This window comes from Sutcliffiella sp. NPDC057660 (assembly GCF_042800035.1).
Lineage (GTDB): Bacteria > Bacillota > Bacilli > Bacillales > Bacillaceae_I > Sutcliffiella_A.
In genome coordinates this window covers 66813-85708 of record NZ_JBHVHV010000008.1, presented here as the reverse complement: position 1 = coordinate 85708, position 18896 = coordinate 66813, and the positions used below count along the sequence as shown (strand labels likewise).

Below are 18896 nucleotides of genomic sequence, written 5' to 3'. Positions count from 1 at the left end.
ATCATCTTTCCAGTAATAGTTTCAAAATCGCCTTTTGGGCATGCAGGCGGTTTTCTGCTTCATCAAATACGACAGAATGCGGACCATCAATAATGGACGCTGTCACTTCTTCTCCTCTATGTGCAGGCAAACAATGAAGGAAAATATAATCTTTGTCGGCAAGTTTGCAAAGATCTTCATTTACCTGATAGGGAGAGAATGCTGCCAAGCGATCTGCTGTTTCATTTTCCTGTCCCATGCTGGTCCAGACATCAGTTACAACCACATCAGCACCTTTTATCATGGCTTTGGGATCTGTCGTACATTCTACCTTTGAACCGGTGAATTTGGCCTCTTCCTTCACAGATTCCATGATGGCATGATTAGGTTCGTAACCTGAGGGAGTTGCAATGGAAATATCCATGCCCACTTTAACTGCGCCTTCCAATAGGGAATGGCACATATTGTTGTTACCGTCACCCAAATAGCACATCTTCAGGCCTTTCAATCTCCCTTTATGCTCAAGTATGGTCAATAGATCTGCCATTACCTGTGCCGGATGGTGGGTATCTGTCAAGCCGTTGATGACAGGGACAGTCGAATGCTCTGCAAATTCTTCAATCGATTCATGTTCAAAAGTTCGTATCATAAGTCCGTCTACATAACGAGAAAGCACTTTGGCAGTATCGTGGATGGTTTCCCCACGGCCTATCTGGATGTCTTTTGAGCTTAGGAATATCGCATTGCCTCCAAGCTGGAGCATTCCAACCTCAAAGGATACACGGGTTCTTGTGGAGGATTTATCAAAAATCATCCCTAATACCTTGCCTTGCAAGTAAGGGTGAGCAACACCAGATTTTTGCATACTTTTAATTTCGATTGCTTCTTCCAACATGATCATTATTTCGTCGGATGAAAATGATCCCAGGGTTAAAAAATCTTTTTTTGATAGTTTTTTAGTTTTTTGTTTCGAATCCCATTTTAGTACACTTTGCATAAATATTCAACCACCTTTTTATTCTTACTTAAATAATTTTCCATGTGGGCATAATTGGGCTTAACTGTTCCACTTAACGCAGCAGCCATTTTCGCTGTATCCAGACTGGTGAAGATCGAGATGCCATATCTTGTGAATAAGGCCCGATAATGCAACCCGTTTCGGTTTTTATCCCTTCCCTTTGTTGGAATGATAATTCCTGCAGCACACGTCCCGGATTGGATGAATTCAGCCATGCTAACTTTTGTAATTTCCTCTACTTCGACTATTCCTTCTGATTTCAGATATTGATAGGTTCCTTGGGTCGCGGCTATTTTAAATTTCATTTCTACTAATTTCCTGATAAGTGGAAGGGCAGCCTGTTTTTCCCGATCTGAAAAGGAGCAGAAAATCTTGTTTGCTTTCTGGTTCGGTACGAATGGACTGTTCTTTCCTTGGAAGAACGCCTTGGAAAGTGCTTCTTCTACAGTTGATCCCAGGCCGATTACCTCTCCTGTCGATTTCATTTCGGGTCCAAGTACATGATCTACGCCTTTTAATTTTGTCACGGAAAAAACAGGCGCTTTGACAGTGAAGAAATCCGGTTCCTTTTTTAATCCTTTATCTATAAGCTTCTGGCCAAGCATGGCGTTTACCGCCAGCTCAATCATCGGCACCCCTGTCACTTTACTTACGATCGGTACAGTACGGGAAGCGCGCGGATTTACTTCCAAAACGTATACATTGTTTTCCTGAATAACAAATTGGATATTGGCAATTCCTATAATCTTGGCACTTCTACAAATCTTTTCTGTATATGCCAGCAAAGTTGCTTTTATAGTTTCCGAAAGTGTAATGGGAGGAAATACCGCTACGCTGTCCCCGGAATGCACACCAGCTTTTTCAATATGCTCAAATATTGCAGGAACGAATATCTCCTTACCATCCGACACTACATCAAGCTCACATTCCATCCCTGGTACAAATTCATCTACTAGCAATGGCCAGCTTCTGCCATCACCCATATTATCGAGCTGTAAATATTCAAGCATTTCTTCTTCACTGTATAGGATAAACATCGATTGTCCACCTATCACATAGGAAGGTCGTACAAGAACAGGGTATCCTAAAGAAGAGGCCGCTCCCTTCAATTCTTTCGTATTATGGACAATCATTCCTTTTAAATGAGGGATATCCGATTGTTCCAATAACTGATAAAAGAGGTCCCGGTCCTCCAATTGATCTATGGTCTGGATGGAGCTTCCTCCAATGGTTACTCCTTCTTTTTCAAGCTCCTCAGCAATATTGATGGCTGTCTGGCCGCCGAATTGAATAAATGCAATATCTATCTGTTCCTTTTTTATGATGGGAATAATGTCTTCTGCAGTAATCGGTTCAAAATACAGCTTATCGGCAATCGAAAAATCGGTACTCACTGTTTCCGGGTTATTATTAACTACAATCGTTTCATATCCGAGCTTCTTCAATGCCATGACAGCGTGGACAGACGCGTAATCAAACTCGATTCCTTGCCCGATCCTGATGGGGCCGGACCCAATGACAAGGGCTTTCTTCTTTTGACTGACCTCGACTTCATCATTCCCGAAATAAGTGGAGTAAAAATAAGGGGTGACTGCTTCAAACTCCCCTGCACAAGTATCCACCAATTTATAGGAAGGGAAAAGCCCTTTATGTTCGCAATACTTTTTCCACTCATGCTCCTTGCATCCGAGGAGGGAACATATGGTCGCATTACTGATATTCTGATATTTAGCTAACATCAAAGTTTCAGAGGGTAATGTCTCAATAGTGTGCATAGAAAGTTGATCTTCCACCTCAGCCATAGCAGCAAGCTTGGTAAGGAACCATTTATCAATGGAGGTCAGCTGATGGATCTCCCCAATGCTTAACCCTTTATGCAGTGCCTCAACAATGGCAAATAAACGCATATGGGTGGGAACTGTAAGCAGCTCCATCAGTTCATCAACACTACTCCCGGAAAGACCGGGGTGCGAAATGCCTTTGACTTTTATCTCCAGAGATCGAATCCCTTTATTTAACGCCCCTTCAAACGTTCGATCTATCGCCAATACCTCGCCAGTTGCTTTCATTTGTGTACTAAGTGTGTGATCTGCTTCCGTAAATTTGTCAAATGGGAACCTTGGAAGTTTTACCACAATATAATCAAGTGCCGGTTCAAACGATGCGAATGTATTGTTTGTAATCGGGTTGACGATTTCATCCAAGTGGTACCCTACCGCACATTTCGCTGCAATTCTTGCAATCGGATAACCGGTTGCTTTTGATGCTAAGGCTGAAGAACGGCTGACTCGCGGGTTGACTTCAATAATGTAATAGTCATCGGAATTTGGGTCCATCGCAAACTGGATATTGCACCCACCCACAATCTGCAGCTCCCGGATGATCTTCAGGGAAGCATTTCGAAGGATCTGATATTGTGTATCCGTCAAGGTCTGGGATGGCGCTACTACAATGGAATCCCCCGTATGGACTCCGACAGGATCGAAGTTTTCCATATTGCAGACAATGATGCAGGTGTCGTTCACATCACGCATCACCTCATACTCCACTTCTTTCCATCCTTTGATACTCTTTTCAATCAGTACCTGATGGATTGGACTCAGCATCAACGCATTCTTAAGGATAGATTGCAATTCTTCGAGATTATTGGCAAAACCGCCCCCTTCTCCACCAAGGGTATAGGCAGGACGCACAATGATCGGGTAGCCCGCAGACGCGACAAAATCCACCCCTTCCTCGAAGGTATGAACGATGCTTGATTCCGGTATAGGTTCTGTCAGGTCCAGCATCAACTTGCGAAACTTCTCCCGATCTTCCCCTTGTTTGATCGAATGAACGGAGGTTCCGAGAATCTTCACTCCGTATTTTTCCAAAACACCCTCATCATGAAGCTGGACAACAAGATTAAGTGCTGTCTGACCTCCAAGTGTTCCAATCACGCCGTCGGGTTTCTCTATTCTTAATATTTCTTCGACTGCCTCAGTAGTCAGCGGCTCCATGTAAACGATATCGGCAATATGGGAATCGGTCATGATGGTGGCAGGATTATTATTAAGCAGGATGACTTGAATACCCTCTTCCTTCAAAGCAAGGCAGGCCTGGGTACCGGCATAATCAAATTCCGCTGCCTGCCCAATGACAATCGGACCGGATCCAATCACTAACACTTTTTTTATATCATTATTTAATGGCATATGACATTACCTCAGTTCTTTCATAGATGCTTTTCATGAATGATGAAAATAAGTACGTGGTGTCATGTGGCCCTGGATTCGCTTCAGGATGAAATTGCACAGACAATATTGGCAGATTTCTATGACGAATCCCTTCCACTGTCCCATCATTGATGTTTTTGAATAGCACTTCAAATTCTGACAAATCCAGGCTCTCTTCCTTCACCACATAGCTGTGGTTCTGTGAAGTGATAAAAACTTTTCCTGTGGAAATTTCCTTAACAGGATGATTTCCTCCCCGATGCCCAAATCGCAATTTCTGCGTTTTTGCCCCGAATGCCAAGGCAATCAGCTGATGTCCCAAACAGATTCCTAAAGATGGAAAATGCATGCTTATCATTTTAATATCCGGTAACTGATTCTTCAGTTCTTCCGGATTCCCTGGCCCATTGCTGAATACGACTCCATCCGGTGAGAGTGCCTTTACCTGTTCAAAGGTTGCATGGTAAGGAAGCAGGGTAACCTTGCAGCCTTCTTTCAGTAATGCGTGTAGAATGGATTTTTTGTGGCCATAATCGATTAAGGCGATATGTGCGCCAGGATTGTCGAAAACCTTTGGTAGTATAGTGGATACTTCTTTCACCAAAAAATTTGTGGAGGTTGTTGTTGGGAATTTCTTGATTTCATTTGTTATCAAGCCCTTTACAGTACCGCGCTTGCGGATGGTTTTCACCAGCTCCCGTGTATCCACCCCTGTCAGACCGCTTATTTTGCTTCCTTTTAGCAGAATGTCGGCTGTTCTCTCTGATGAATAATGATTGGGGGCAGTACAAAGCTCTCCTGTAATAACCCCTTTAGCATATAATGTTTCCGCTTCAAAATCATTTGCGTTCACTCCGTAGTTGCCGATTAGGGGATAGCAAAATACGATTATCTGTCCTGCATAGGATGGGTCGGACATGATTTCCTGATATCCTGTCATGCTTGTGTTAAAGACGACTTCTCCGATAGACTCCTCTTGACTGCCTATCATTGTACCCGGAAAAATCTCCCCAGTTTCTAGAAGTAAGTATCCTTTTTCCATCATCATGCCTCCATGTAACGTTCTAATGCTATAGAGAATTTTTCTTCAAAATCTTCAATCTCATCTTTTGTAATAGTAAGTGGTGGCAATAGTCGGACTACTTGTGGACCTGCTGATACCAGCAACAGATTTTCCTGCAGTGCGAAGTCAATTATACTCCCTGCCTCCCCGTCTATTTCCATTCCAATAAGAAGCCCTTTTCCTCTTATACTTTTGATGAATGGAAATCTGATTTGCAATTTTAAGAGAATAGTATACAAACTCTCACTCGCCGTTATAGCATTTTCCAAGACCGTTGATGTAGTCAGTTCATTTACCGTAGCCAAGCCTGCAGCAGATGCCAACGGATTGCCGCCAAAGGTGCTGCCGTGACTTCCCGGCTGAAAAGCGGTGGCTACTGCTTCTTTTGCCAGCATTGCTCCAATGGGAAATCCTGAGCCCAATCCTTTTGCAAGTGTGACAATGTCAGGCTCGAAGCAGTATTGTTCATATGCGAATAGCGTTCCTGTTCTTCCCATCCCGGTCTGGACCTCATCCACCACTAGCAGTATGTCCTCCTCTTTACACACTTTCACGAGTTCATCTATCCATTCCTGTTTTGCGGGAATCACACCTCCCTCTCCCTGGATCAATTCGAGCATCACAGCAGCGGGGGCAGCGTCTTTAATTTTTCCCAGTGAGTTGAAATCATTGAAAGGAAAATGGATAAACCCTTCGAGCAAGGGTTCAAAGCCTGCACGGATTTTCTCCTGTCCTGTTGCGGAAACAGTTGCCATCGTTCTGCCATGGAAGGATTGGGAAAAAGCGGCTATTACCGGGTTGTTGCCTTTTTTTGCTTTTGAATAGGCGCGGACCAGTTTTATGGCCGCTTCATTCGCCTCAGCACCGCTGTTACAGAAGAATGCCTGATCCAGACAACTTTGTGAAGTAAGAAGGTCCGCTAACTTCTCCTGGTTTTCAATGGGAAATAGATTGGAAGTATGCCAGAGTCTACTTAACTGTTGCTGAATCGCCTGCATGACATTTTCAGGTACATGACCAAGATTGCATGTAGCAATTCCGGAAGTGAAATCAAGATACTTAGCACCGTTCTCATCCCATAAATAACTGCCCTTCCCCTCCACGAAATTTATTGGAAAACGTTTATATGTATTCATGACCGAAGAAAGAACCTTAATAGAATCAGCCAATGTTTATCATTGCCTCCTTTAAATAAAAAGTGGTTCCTACGCCTTTTCCCTGTACAAAGTCCTGAAAAATATGCTTATTAGCACCATTAAGCATTACTACTTCTTTGACACCTTCAGTTAATGTTTGAAAGGCTGCTTGGACTTTCGGAATCATTCCACCTGTAATGATTTGATTTTCTATGAGTCGATCAGCTTCCAAATTGGATAAAGTATGAATGAGCTCCCCATTGACATATACACCATCTACATCAGTGACAATACATAGGGATGCCTGCAGTGCCTTTGCTATCGCAGCAGCCGCAGTATCTGCATTGATGTTATAGCTTTGACCCAGTTTATCGACTGATACCGGTGAAACGACCGGTATCAGATCACTAGCTATGAGCTGTTCCAGGATCTCTTTTTTAACCGAGACAATGTCTCCTACAAGGCCAAGACCCCCTTTGTCATCCAATGGTTTAGCCTCGAGAAGCATCCCGTCCACACCACTGAGCCCAAAAGCTTTTCCTCCAGCTTTTATGATGTTTCGTACAATCTCCTTGTTCATGCTGCCTGACAGAATCATTTCGACCACTTGAAGTACAGGCTCTGTCGTTATACGAATACCATTAATGAATTGACTCTGAATCTTCATTGCCTCTAAATGGGATGAGATGCTCGGTCCTCCTCCATGAACGATTACAGGCTGTATCCCCTTTTGTTCTTTGATTTTCACAAGATCCAGATAGAAAGATGGTGGAACCTTATCCATGATACTCCCGCCGCACTTGATTACCAGATATTCCATTCTCCCACTCCTTTTATGTTCTATATGAGGCATTGATGCGGACATAGTCATAAGAAAGGTCACAGCCCCAGGCAGTAGCTTTTTCATTTCCCGCTCCAATTTGGACAAAAATCTGAATTTCCTCATTAGATAGATAGCTTTTTGCTTCCTTTTCTGAAAATCCATACGGCAAACCGTTTTCCACCACTTTGATTGGCCCTATACTTACGCTGATCAAATCAGGATCGAGTGCGATGCCGCTATACCCGATGGCAGACACGATCCTCCCCCAGTTTGCATCCTCCCCAAAAATTGCTGTCTTCACGAGACTTGAACCAACAATAGTTTTGGAGATCCTTTGTGCATCCTGTTCTGTAAGAGCTCCCTCTACAGTCACTTCAATCAATTTTGTCGCACCTTCGCCATCTCTGGCAATCTGTTTAGCCAATGATAAGGATACCTCTTGAAGCCCTTCCACAAAGAGATGGTAGTCCGGATCATCCTCATGGAGAAGTTCGTTATGTGCCAAACCGCTTGCCATTACAATGACCATGTCATTTGTGCTCGTATCTCCATCAACTGTGATCATGTTGAATGTTTGTGTTGTTACACTTTTAAGTGCCTTTTCCAAAGCTTTTTGTTCAATATGGATATCTGTTGTGATAAACCCAAGCATGGTTGCCATATTTGGATGGATCATTCCTGAACCTTTTGCAGCCCCACCAATGGTAATGACTTTATCTTTTATCTTTATTTGCAGACACTCGTTTTTTGTAAAAGTATCGGTAGTGAGGATCGCTTCTTCAAATTCAGCTGCATTGTTGTTATCTTCTATGCAGGTTACCTGTTCAATGCCATTCAGCAGTTTCTTTATTGGCAGTTGTTCACCAATTACCCCTGTGGATACAACTGCCACATCCTCTTCCTCTAACCCGGTTTGGTTGGCAAAGCCTTTTCTCATCATGTACGCATTTAGTAGCCCTTCATCGCCAGTACAGGAGTTGGCATTTCCTGAATTGACGATGATGCCTTGCAACTTCCCGTTTGTACTTATACTTTCCTGGGTCACCTTAAGAGGAGCTGCCTGAAAAAGATTTGTCGTATAGACAGCTGTTGAATTGGCAGGTACATTGCAATAAATCCAGCCCAGATCCCTTCTTTTGCGCTTGATACCGCAATGAAGGCCACCTGCAGTAAACCCATTAGGGGAACAAACACTTCCGCCTTCCACTTTGATCCATGCTTTCTTCTCTTTTACCGTAAAGTTTGCGTTCATTTTTATCCGTCCTCTCGCTTATCTATGGATATACAGGGGTAAACGTTAAACCCGTCTCATCCGGCCACCCGTTAAGTACGTTCAGATTCTGGACAGCCTGACCCGCCGCCCCTTTAACGACATTATCAATCACAGAAACAATGATAAGTTTCTTCGTTCTCTCCTCCACCTTGATTCCGATATCGCAATAATTTGAACCCAGTACTTCCTTAGTTGCCGGCCAAGTGTCAAGCGGCCGAATTCTAACGAAGAAATTGTTTTGATAATATTCTTCATATTGTTTTAACAGTTCTTCTGTCGTAGTTTCCACTTTCAGATCTGCATACATCGTACACATAATTCCTCTTGTCATCGGAACCAGATGTGTAGAGAAAGTGATGGGATGTTGTATGCCTGAAAGGACGGAGATAATCTGTTCAATTTCAGGTATATGCTGATGAGACCCCAGCTTATATGCCTTCATGTTTTCATTGATTTCGCCATAATGTGTTCCCAAGGAAGCTTTTCTTCCAGCTCCAGAAACACCTGATTTTCCGTCGACCACAATGTTCGTCGGGTATATCCATCCGTTTTCCAATGCAGGTGCAAGACCTAAGAGTGTTGCAGTCGGGTAGCAGCCAGGATTGGCAATCAACGTCGAACCAACTATTTCTTCACGGAAAATTTCCGGTAATCCATATGTAGCCTTTTGTAGGTTTTCGTTGGACGCTTGTGTATGTTTATACCATTTTTCGTATAATGCGCCATCCTTTAACCGAAAATCTCCCGACAGATCGATACAAGTGATCCCTTTTTCAAGGAATGCTGGAATCAAATCTTTGGATATTCCGGATGGAGTTGCAAAAAACATCAAATCTATTTTCGAAGCAGCTTCATTTATATCCAGTTCTTCAATTCTATCATCAACAATCCTTTGTAGATGAGGGTATTGTTCACATATCAGCTTGCCGCTCGAAGAATGGGAGGCAAGATATCTCAGTTGAGCATACGGGTGTTGCTGAAGCAATCGTATCAACTCCACACCGCTGTAACCATTCGCTCCGATTATTCCAACGTTCATTTTCATCACCGTTACCTCTCGCTAATAATATGAATCATTATAACTTTGTATGCATAAAAATACAATCCTATTTTTTAAAAAAGACGCCTCTTTTTAAAGAGACGCCTTTACTTATTCTTCTGAAAGCTTATTTATTGTTTTTGCAAGGAGTTCTATCCGTTCTATGAGAGATGGTATCTCCAGGTATTCCGCATCACTGTGGGCATTACCGCCAACCGGGCCCATGCCATCGATGGTTGCCACTCCCATTGCTGATGTAAAGGAGGCATCAGAGCCGCCTCCAGTTGAGGTATCCTTCACTTTCAGACCCATCCCAACACCAACATCTTCTATCATATGGAGCAAGGAGGTGGTTTGGGCATTTTTCTCCATAGGGAGGCGGTTCATCTTTCCTTCCAAATGGATTTCCGTACCTTTTACATCGGTTGACGCACAAATGGTTTGTATTTTTTCTTCCATAGGTTTTGCTTGTTCTTTTTCTGAAATGCGAATATCCACTTCTGCCATGGCAGTATCTGAAACGGTATTAACCGAAGATCCCCCTTCAATCAATCCCACATTGACACTGATTCCCTTCTCATGATCAGTCAAATCGTGCAGGCGGATAATTTTGTATGCAAGCTCTTCAATTGCACTTCGTCCTTTTTCCGGTTCGATTCCCGAATGGGCCGCTCTCCCCTTTACACTGATGGTATAGTGGCCTTTTCCCCTTCTGGATGTAACAACAGAGCCATCTTTTCTGGCAGGCTCCATCACTAAAGCGTATTTCTTTCCAGCCGCTTTATTCTCTATCAGCTCTTTGGAGGATGGCGAGCCGATTTCCTCATCGCTATTCAGTACAATCATTACATCCTGATAGGCTTTTGAATGAAACTTAATCAGGGCTCTCATAGCATATAAAACCGCCACTTGACTGGCTTTCATATCAATTACACCAGGTCCATATGCGCGGTTATCTCTAATTTGAAAAGGGCGGTTCTCTGCGGTACCCTCCGGAAATACAGTATCCATGTGGGCTATGATAATTGTTTTGGGGTTTTTGGCTAGTGGGTGTTGGATGATTAAGTGGTTACCATATTCCTCTTGTTTGATTTCTTGTACCGCAAAACCCATGTCCCGATATTCCTTCATGAGAATTGCCCCGATCTCATCCACCCCTTCCTTGTGATAGGAACCACTATCGATATTTACCATTCTTTCTAGCAGTTCTAGCATTTCATCTTGTTTTTCCATTAAAAACTGACGCATTTTCCAATCGCTCCTGACTTGATTTGCACAAATTAATAGTTTTTCATCTCTTCTCTAATACCATTATAGCGCTAATATGAGCATAATATCCTATATTTCATTTATTCTATTATTTTCAAAAGTTTAAACGTAGTAAATTTAGAAAGCAAACAAATTAAAACTTGAGTTCCTTTTACTGATGTGTTATATTTATTTGGCGATGAGCTGAATTGTGTAAGTCGATATTCGCGCTACTTGTAGCAATGCATGAATGTGGTCATGCAGATTATCGCCTCAATACGCAAAGAAGACACCTTCAACGGTGTCTTCTTTTTTTGTTAAATTTCTATTTTTATTATAAGATTGTACCAACACGTTACATAAAGGAGTCGTTACATATGCGATTTGGAATAATTGGAACCAACTGGATTACAGAGAGCTTTATTGAAGCTGCAAGCGAAGTGGACGGTTTCACTTTGACTGCCGTTTATTCACGTACATTAGACCGTGCCGAGGAGTTTGCGGCCAAATTTGGAGTAGAACATATCTATACCGACCTGCATGAATTTGCTGGCAGTCCCGAAATTGACGCAGTTTACATCGCAAGTCCGAATTCCCTTCATAAGGAGCAGAGCATTATCTGTATGGAAAACAACAAGCATGTACTCTGTGAAAAACCGATTGCATCCAATGCTAGTGAGCTTATGGAAATGGTACAGGTTGCAAAGGAAAAGAATGTACTGCTAATGGAGGCACTAAAAACAACCTTTCTGCCAAATTTCTTAACCATTAGGGACAACTTGCATAAAATCGGTAAAATCAGAAGATATTCTGCAAGCTACTGTCAGTACTCTTCCCGTTATGATAAATATAAAGAAGGTGTCATTCTCAATGCTTTCAGACCTGAGTTTTCCAATGGTTCTTTGATGGATATCGGCATTTATACCATTTACCCGATGATCGCACTTTTCGGTGCACCCTCTACCATTAAAGCTAATGCGGTGATGCTTGATTCGGGAGTAGACGGTCAAGGCAGCGTCCTTTTCGAATATCCAGGGATGGAGGCAGTCATCACACACTCCAAGATTGTCAACTCATACCTCCCTGCTGAAATTCAGGGCGAAGATGGAACCATGGTCATTGACAAGATACATACACCAGAAAAGGTGCAGATTTTCTTCAAAGATGGTACATCAGAAGACATAACAGTCACGCAAAAAGCAAAATCCATGTATTATGAAGCGGCAGAATTCATAAACCTTGTGGAGAATGGTCAATTGGAATCTTCCACGAACAGTTTTGCCAATTCCCTTTATACGCACAGAACTTTAGATGAAGTGAGAAAGCAGATCGGATTGAAATACATTGCCGATTAAATTGAATATGGCAATTACAAAAGACAGGAAAAGGGAATTTTCCTGTCTTTTTTCTATTGAGTTTTATTTCCCCATTTAAACTCTACCTTTCTTCCCTACCTATTTCTCTTTCTAGTAAAATGCCGCCCTTTCTATTAAAAATTGTAAAAATGGTCGTTTGATAGAGGATGTTTGTCCAGTCTTTTTATCTTTTCTCACATAGTATGTGGTGAGGTAGGAAAAGGAGGTGTGTAAATGGTAGATCGCAATGATATGCAAAATGAGATTTCCAAGCTCTCTCAAACTAGCACAAATCTTCTACTGGATAACATTCTTAAAAAGCACAATGTCAAGTTTGATAAGTCAAGTCTATCAAACGAGCAAAGATCTCAGATTAAAAAACTGGTTCAGGATTTACAGGAATCTTTTCAAAAGCTTCAAAAACAGGAAAAAAAATAAAGGGATAAAATGGGGGATTTTATAAATGAGCAATATGAATAATTGGTTGTTTGGAACAAGAGACTCCCACTGTGATAGTGGAAGCAAATGGAGTGCATTGGATCCAAGAGGTAAACACCCTTTGGACAACAGTGACATCGAGCAAGAAGCAGACCAAGTAAACAAAATGATTCAAAAATCTTATGAGCAGATCATTATCAAGGATTCTGCAGATGTAGAGGTTACAACTACTGATACACAAGTTGCCCTTTCTTTACAAGCTGCAATCCAGGCTGCAATTGTACTAGTAATCAGCGTATCCATTGCAGATAGTACAAAAGCGGAACAAATCACTCAAGAACTTTTACAAAAATCCAAGTCTGTTCAAGTCAACCATCAACAAACGTATATTCAAAATTCACGCGGTGTTAGAGTAACAACTACTGACACTGATATCGTCATCAACATTCAATTGCTGCTTCAAATTCTACTGGCTCTAGTAGTAAGAGTAGACATTCTGTAAACCAGGATCCAGAAATATTATACACCGCCACCTGTACCACCCACCTATCTTCACCCTCTTCATTTCATAGGAGGCTACCGCCTATAGCCTCTTATATAGGAATTTTTTAACGATCGACATTTGCACCATCCTTTTAAATACAAACCACACCAGGAAAATCACTATTCAAGAAGGCCCGTAGAGGGGGCCTTCTTCATTTTGCTATTGGCTATCTATTGGTTGGCAAGAAAATCGAATATTTATTGGCCAATGATTTATACGGAGCAACCATCTATAAATTGGATGCGTTTTTTGTACAGGCTTTAAATAGGAAAAATGCCCAGTTTCAAGAACTTAATGAGCATTTATCCCGATTTTTCATATGATATCTAAAACTACTTACTGGGAGTGTAATGATGAACGAGGAAGTGCAAGAACAACCTATCCCGAAGTTATATCTCCATTCAAATATAAACATGAGCAATCAGAGTATTCTAAGAAAAAGCTACTTGATGGAGCTATTGGCAATGCAGGCGCAAACCAACGATATACTTTTCCATTCAGTAACAGATGTGCATAATGAATTAGAAAAAACTAATTCAAATCAAGTACACCAATTTGAAAATATCCTGTTGAAAATGGATATGCAGCAGGAAGTAAGTGATCATCTTAAAAATGAAGTCCATTTGAATGATCTTAACAATAAAGAAGTCTTGGAGCGGTTAAAGAGTCTTGAAATATCGAACAGAGAAGTAAGCAAAACGCTTGAGGAAGAAAAGTTAATGAGTCAGGTAACCATTGACCAGCTTTCCTTTCAAGAGGATTTGACACGGGAAATTCACAACAAACTGGAAAATTATGAAAAGTTGTACAAAGACATACAGCAAAAAATGATTGAACAGGAAGTCTTTTACGATCAAATAAATCGGCAATTGGAAATACAGGATATGTTCCACCAGACAGTCATCCAGCGCATGGATAAACAGGATGCTAATACAAAGCAGATCGAGAATAAAATGGATAGTCTCAGAGAAGCTATGATAGGAAAAATTGAAACTGCTATCGATTATTTTGAAATAAAATATAAACAAACGCTCTTCTTTTTGGGAAATCTGTTGAACCCTAAGGAAAAACGCCTCATACACAGGCTTCCTCAGCAAAAGGATGAACCCCTTGAAGAAAACGAAGAAATCAAAAAGGATTAGCTGCTTTGTAAGCAGCTGTCCCTTTTTAAATTGATTTTTCAGAACATTCATACTAATATTTAAGTATCATAGAAAATGGAGGTATTTCAAATGGCAGAAATCGTACATAAAACAATTGGAGATCTATTGGATGAAACTGCAGAAAAATTTCCGACCAAGGAAGCTGTCGTCTATGTAGAACAGAACCTTCGCTATACATATCGAGAGTTCCAGGATGTATGCAATACCGTAGCAAAAGGTCTTATGGGGATGGGAGTGAAAAAAGGTGATCACATAGCCATCTGGGCATCCAATAAACCGGAATGGGTCATTACCCAATATGCCAGTGCAAAGATCGGAGCCGTACTTGTAACTGTTAATACAAGCTACCAATCCCAGGAACTCGAATACCTCCTGAAACAATCCGATTCTACTACCCTCCTACTCATGGAAGAATTCAAGGGGGCCAACTATCTCGATATATTCAAAGAAATCTGTCCTGAGGTTACGGAGCAACTTCCGGGCGATCTGTCATCTTCACGGTTTCCGAAACTGAAAAATATCGTCTTCCTGGGGGACGAGCAGCAGACTGGGATGTACACATGGCATCATTTATTGCGAGCAGGGACTGAAATTTCAGATGAAGCCTTACAGGAAATTCAGCAAAGCCTCACGCCTGATGAAGTGATCAACATGCAATATACATCAGGTACAACCGGTTTTCCAAAAGGAGTCATGCTCACCCACTCTAATATAATCAATAATGCCATCAATGTCGCAGAATGCCAGCGCCTGACAGATGCGGATAAGATCTGCATCCCTGTCCCTTTCTTCCATTGCTTCGGCTGTGTGATGGGTACTCTTGCAGCGGTCGCAACCGGTGCAACAATGGTTCCTCTCGTCACATTTGACCCTTTGCTTGTTCTAAAGGCGGTGGAACAGGAAAAATGTACAGCTCTTTACGGCGTTCCGACCATGTTCATAGCCGAGCTGAACCATCCCCAGTTCCACGACTATGACCTCTCGAGCTTACGAACCGGCATCATGGCCGGCTCCACCTGCCCAACAGAGGTAATGAAAAAAGTGGTCCATGAAATGGGGGCTCGGGAAATCACGATAGCCTACGGACAGACAGAAGCATCACCAGTTATTACACAAACCAGACCTGATGATAGCATTGAACGAAGAGTTTCCACTGTGGGTAGCGCCCTGGAAAATGTAGAGGTGAAGATCATCGATCCCACAACGGGAGAAACCGTTCCAAACGGTGTTCAAGGGGAGCTTTGTACTAGAGGATATTTGGTGATGAAGGGCTATTACAAAATGGAGGAACAGACACTCTCCGCAATTGACTCGGATTCGTGGCTTCATACAGGAGACCTCGCCACAATGGATGACGAGGGATATATCCAGATTACTGGCCGGTTGAAGGACATGATCATCCGTGGTGGGGAAAATATCTATCCTCGTGAAATTGAAGAGTTTCTCTACACGCATCCCAAGATTTTTGATGTCCAGATTGTTGGTGTTCCCGACGAAAAGTTCGGCGAGCATGTTGCCGCCTTCATCAAGGTGAAAGAAGGCGAACATCTCTCCGCTGAGGAAGTAAAAAACTATTGCACTGGGAAAATATCGCGCTTTAAAATTCCGTACTATGTAGAAATAGTAGAAGAGTATCCGATGACAGCGTCCGGGAAAATACAGAAGTTCAAGTTGAAGGAATATGCAATGCGGGAGCTTGTGAAGTAAACTTTTTATAGTGTTGGAGGCTGCCCAGAGTTTGCTTATTAGAAGTCCATTAGCTGCGTTCTATTGACCTTTTTGCGCGTGTTTCTCTAGGAGCAGTCCATTAGTGGCTTTTGAAAAGCGACCTTACGTTTTATTAAATCTCTGGGTGGATTGAATATAGGGGTGTGGAATAAAAACTAGAAGAATTTGCAAAATCGCTAGAAGAGTAGTAAAAGGGAGTACCACCATGTGGCCCTCCCCGTTCTCCCTATATCTTAATCACTTTGCTTACATCAATAATCGCACCAACAGCTTTCTCCAAATCAGCCCGGCTCACATCATAATGTGTTGTCAATCTCACCTGAGTAGGCCCGAACGTTACGGCGAGGACTCCTTTATCTTTCAATGCAGCTACAAACTTGTCTGCAGAACATCCAAGGCCGCCCACTTCCAAGACAACGATATTGGTGTCCACTGTGTTGGATATAGCCATACCTTCAATCTCTCCAATTGCATCAGCCATAAACCTCGCATTTTCATGATCCTCGGAAAGTCTGTCCGTCATTTTAGTCAACGCTACTAATCCAGGAGCAGCAATGATTCCGACCTGTCTTAAACCGCCACCTAAACGTTTTCTCCACTTTCTGGCTCTTTTTATGAATTCCTCCGAACCTGCTAGTATGGAACCGACTGGTGCACCAAGCCCTTTCGAAAGGCAGATCTGCACTGTATCACTGTACTGGGTAAATTCCTTAATCGAACAATTTGCACCAGCTGCTGCATTAAACAGCCTCGCCCCGTCCACATGCACTGGGATATGGTGAGCCTTTGCATGCCGATAGATATCTTTCATATTGGATGCAGGAACAATAGCCCCACCAGCACGGTTATGAGTATTTTCTATGCAAATCAAACCCGTTTCAGGAAAGTGCTGGTCCTCTCCCCTGATGGCTGCGAGCACATCTTCAGGATTCATTGCCCCGTTTATCCCTTTGATTGTTCTTGTTTGAACCCCAGCCAACGCTGCCACAGCCCCCGATTCATAATAGAAAATGTGAGAATCAGCCTCCAGCAATATTTCATTACCTGGACGGCAGTGAGTAAGAACAGCAATCTGATTCCCTTGTGTACCGCTTGTAACAAACAGCGCCGCTTCCTTCCCCAGCATTTCAGCCGCTTTCTCTTCCAATCTGCGAACAGTAGGGTCTTCACCATACACATCATCCCCCACTTCCGCTTCATACGCAGCCTTCCTCATTTCTTCTGTCGGTCTTGTAATGGTATCACTTCTTAGGTCTATCATTAATTTTCCTCCATCTGGGACAAGGGACCTGTCCCTAAGTTATTTATCTCTTTATTGAATAATTTTATTGGCTTTCTGGCAAGTTATTATTATGAAATATCCATGGTAAAGAGGTTGGAAAATGTCGACAGAATCTAAAGATCAGTTATCTGATTCTAATGCAGAAAATATACCTTTGATTAAAAGATTGTTTGGGAATAGTTCTGATTTGTCAGAAAGAGAATTAATGCTGCCACACATTAATACCAAAGCACACCTCCTGTATATTGATGGAATAAATGATACTGATAAAATAGAAAAGCATATTTTAACACCCCTATCCCTATTTAAGGTTGATAAAGAGAGTTATAAAGGTTTCATTATCGATTATCTTCGATTACAAGTGATTAATAGTGTAAAAGTGGAAGTAGTAACTGAGGTTACATCTGTTATTAAAGGAATTTTGGACGGTAAAACGGCGATATTTGTAGATGGAGAAATTTCGTGTCTTCTTGCAGATACGGCTTCCTGGCCAGAATGAAGTGCTCCCGAACCAAAAGCGCAAAGGACTTCAACTGGTCCTGACATCGGATTCAATGAATCTTTGGAATACAATACTGCTTTAATTCGTAAGACAATAAAAGATTCCTATCTCCGAATAGAAAAGATAAGTAATCCTTATGTCAAAACGTCAATAACTCTTGTCTATCTAGAAGGAAAAGTGGACAAAGAAGTGCTGGAAACGGTAAGAAGAAAAATAAACAAAATAAATATTCCTGTGGTACTGGATGTGAACTACCTGGAAGAATCATTGACAGATGAGACAACCTCCATGTTCCCATTGACCATAACAACCGATCGTCCCGATGTAGTAAGTGCAGAGGTACTAAGTGGAAAAATTGCCATCGTTGTAGATGGGACACCTTTTGTCCTTACCTTGCCATCTGTATTCATACAGTTCTTTCAATCACCTGACGACTATTACATTCTAAATAGAACTATTCAAACGAAAAGAGCTGCGAGATTTATCTTTTATTTGTTAGCAATACTATTGCCTGGTCTTTACATATCGTTTACCCTATATCATCCTGGTTTGATTCCAACAAGCCTTCTGATTGGTCTTATAGCTCAAAGGGAAGTTGTTCCCTTTCCTACTATTGTGGAAGTATTGGTATTTATCTGGCTTATCATCATCATTACCGAAGGGTCCCAGAGGCTCCCATCTGGAGTTGTCTTGACTGTAACTGTCTTCGCGTCTATTACCCTTGGGCAGCAAGCAGTGGAAGCACAGCTCGTTCAGCCTGCCACTCTTGTGGTACTCAGTGCCTCCTACGTCATGTCCACTTTAGTTCCAATTTATAGCCTTGCCAGGGTCTATAAGCGATTAACCATGCGCTTCATTGTGCTTGGAACACTCTTGGGACTCTACGGAATATTGGTTGGCCTGATTGTGTTGCTGCTTCATCTCAGTTCTCTCCGTTCATTTGGCGTACCCTATCTATCACCACTTGCGCCTTTTCAAATGCAGGATCAGAAGGATACAGTATTCCGGCTGCCCATGCAATACATAGTAAACAATTCAAAATCAGAATTGAAAGAAGATCCAATGAAAAAAAAGTAGAGGCTGATCATCG

At 42.1% G+C, this 18896-nt stretch carries 14 protein-coding genes and 1 pseudogene; 6 read left to right on the top strand and 9 right to left on the bottom strand.

What is annotated here, in order from left to right; all coding sequences use genetic code 11:
* Position 1: 1 nt before the first annotated feature.
* From argF to ACFVAD_RS10610, 8 genes are all read right to left on the bottom strand, one after another.
* Positions 2–976: an ornithine carbamoyltransferase gene (argF, locus tag ACFVAD_RS10645; protein ID WP_386639297.1), complete on the bottom strand. Its 975-nt coding sequence runs from the start codon at positions 974–976 to the stop codon at positions 2–4.
* Positions 961–4191, bottom strand: a complete 3231-nt coding sequence (gene carB / locus ACFVAD_RS10640) for a carbamoyl-phosphate synthase (glutamine-hydrolyzing) large subunit (protein WP_386639294.1) — start codon at positions 4189–4191, stop codon at positions 961–963. The genes argF and carB overlap by 16 nt, the downstream gene beginning before the upstream one ends.
* Positions 4178–5254, bottom strand: coding sequence for a carbamoyl phosphate synthase small subunit (locus ACFVAD_RS10635; protein WP_386639667.1), 1077 nt, complete (start codon positions 5252–5254; stop codon positions 4178–4180). Before ACFVAD_RS10635 ends, carB begins: the two co-directional genes overlap by 14 nt.
* 2 nt (positions 5255–5256) lie before the next feature.
* Positions 5257–6411, bottom strand: coding sequence for an aspartate aminotransferase family protein (locus ACFVAD_RS10630; protein ID WP_386639664.1), 1155 nt, complete (start codon positions 6409–6411; stop codon positions 5257–5259).
* A 25-nt stretch (positions 6412–6436) separates the two neighbouring features.
* Positions 6437–7231 (bottom strand): acetylglutamate kinase, encoded by a 795-nt coding sequence (argB, locus tag ACFVAD_RS10625; protein ID WP_386639291.1) that lies wholly within the window; start codon positions 7229–7231, stop codon positions 6437–6439.
* Positions 7232–7244: 13 nt separating this feature from the next.
* Positions 7245–8486, bottom strand: a complete 1242-nt coding sequence (argJ, locus tag ACFVAD_RS10620) for a bifunctional glutamate N-acetyltransferase/amino-acid acetyltransferase ArgJ (RefSeq protein ID WP_386639288.1) — start codon at positions 8484–8486, stop codon at positions 7245–7247.
* Positions 8487–8508: 22 nt separating this feature from the next.
* Entirely contained in the window at positions 8509–9546 is a 1038-nt protein-coding gene (argC, locus tag ACFVAD_RS10615; RefSeq protein ID WP_386639661.1) for an N-acetyl-gamma-glutamyl-phosphate reductase, read from the bottom strand.
* Between the two features lie 111 nt (positions 9547–9657).
* Positions 9658–10794, bottom strand: a complete 1137-nt coding sequence (locus tag ACFVAD_RS10610) for a M20 family metallopeptidase (RefSeq protein WP_386639286.1) — start codon at positions 10792–10794, stop codon at positions 9658–9660.
* Positions 10795–11171: 377 nt separating this feature from the next.
* Here ACFVAD_RS10610 and ACFVAD_RS10605 point away from each other — a divergent pair, with 377 nt between their 5' ends.
* The 5 genes from ACFVAD_RS10605 (at position 11172) to ACFVAD_RS10585 (ending at position 16001) form a co-directional block, all read left to right on the top strand.
* Entirely contained in the window at positions 11172–12149 is a 978-nt protein-coding gene (locus tag ACFVAD_RS10605) for a Gfo/Idh/MocA family protein (protein ID WP_386639283.1), read from the top strand.
* 234 nt (positions 12150–12383) lie between these two features.
* Entirely contained in the window at positions 12384–12587 is a 204-nt protein-coding gene (locus tag ACFVAD_RS10600) for a hypothetical protein (protein WP_386639280.1), read from the top strand.
* 34 nt (positions 12588–12621) lie between these two features.
* Positions 12622–13089: a spore coat protein gene (locus tag ACFVAD_RS10595; protein ID WP_386639659.1), complete on the top strand. Its 468-nt coding sequence runs from the start codon at positions 12622–12624 to the stop codon at positions 13087–13089.
* A 392-nt stretch (positions 13090–13481) separates the two neighbouring features.
* Entirely contained in the window at positions 13482–14273 is a 792-nt protein-coding gene (locus ACFVAD_RS10590; protein ID WP_386639277.1) for a hypothetical protein, read from the top strand.
* 90 nt (positions 14274–14363) lie between these two features.
* A complete protein-coding gene (locus ACFVAD_RS10585; RefSeq protein ID WP_386639274.1) occupies positions 14364–16001 on the top strand; it encodes an AMP-binding protein in 1638 nt (545 codons plus the stop codon).
* A 247-nt stretch (positions 16002–16248) separates the two neighbouring features.
* On the opposite strand, the gene ltaE is transcribed toward ACFVAD_RS10585, so the two are convergent.
* A complete protein-coding gene (gene ltaE, locus ACFVAD_RS10580) occupies positions 16249–17283 on the bottom strand; it encodes a low-specificity L-threonine aldolase (protein ID WP_386639271.1) in 1035 nt (344 codons plus the stop codon).
* 121 nt (positions 17284–17404) lie between these two features.
* Between ltaE and ACFVAD_RS10575 the strand changes: the two are divergent.
* Positions 17405–18883: pseudogene (locus tag ACFVAD_RS10575) on the top strand (spore germination protein).
* Positions 18884–18896: the final 13 nt, after the last annotated feature.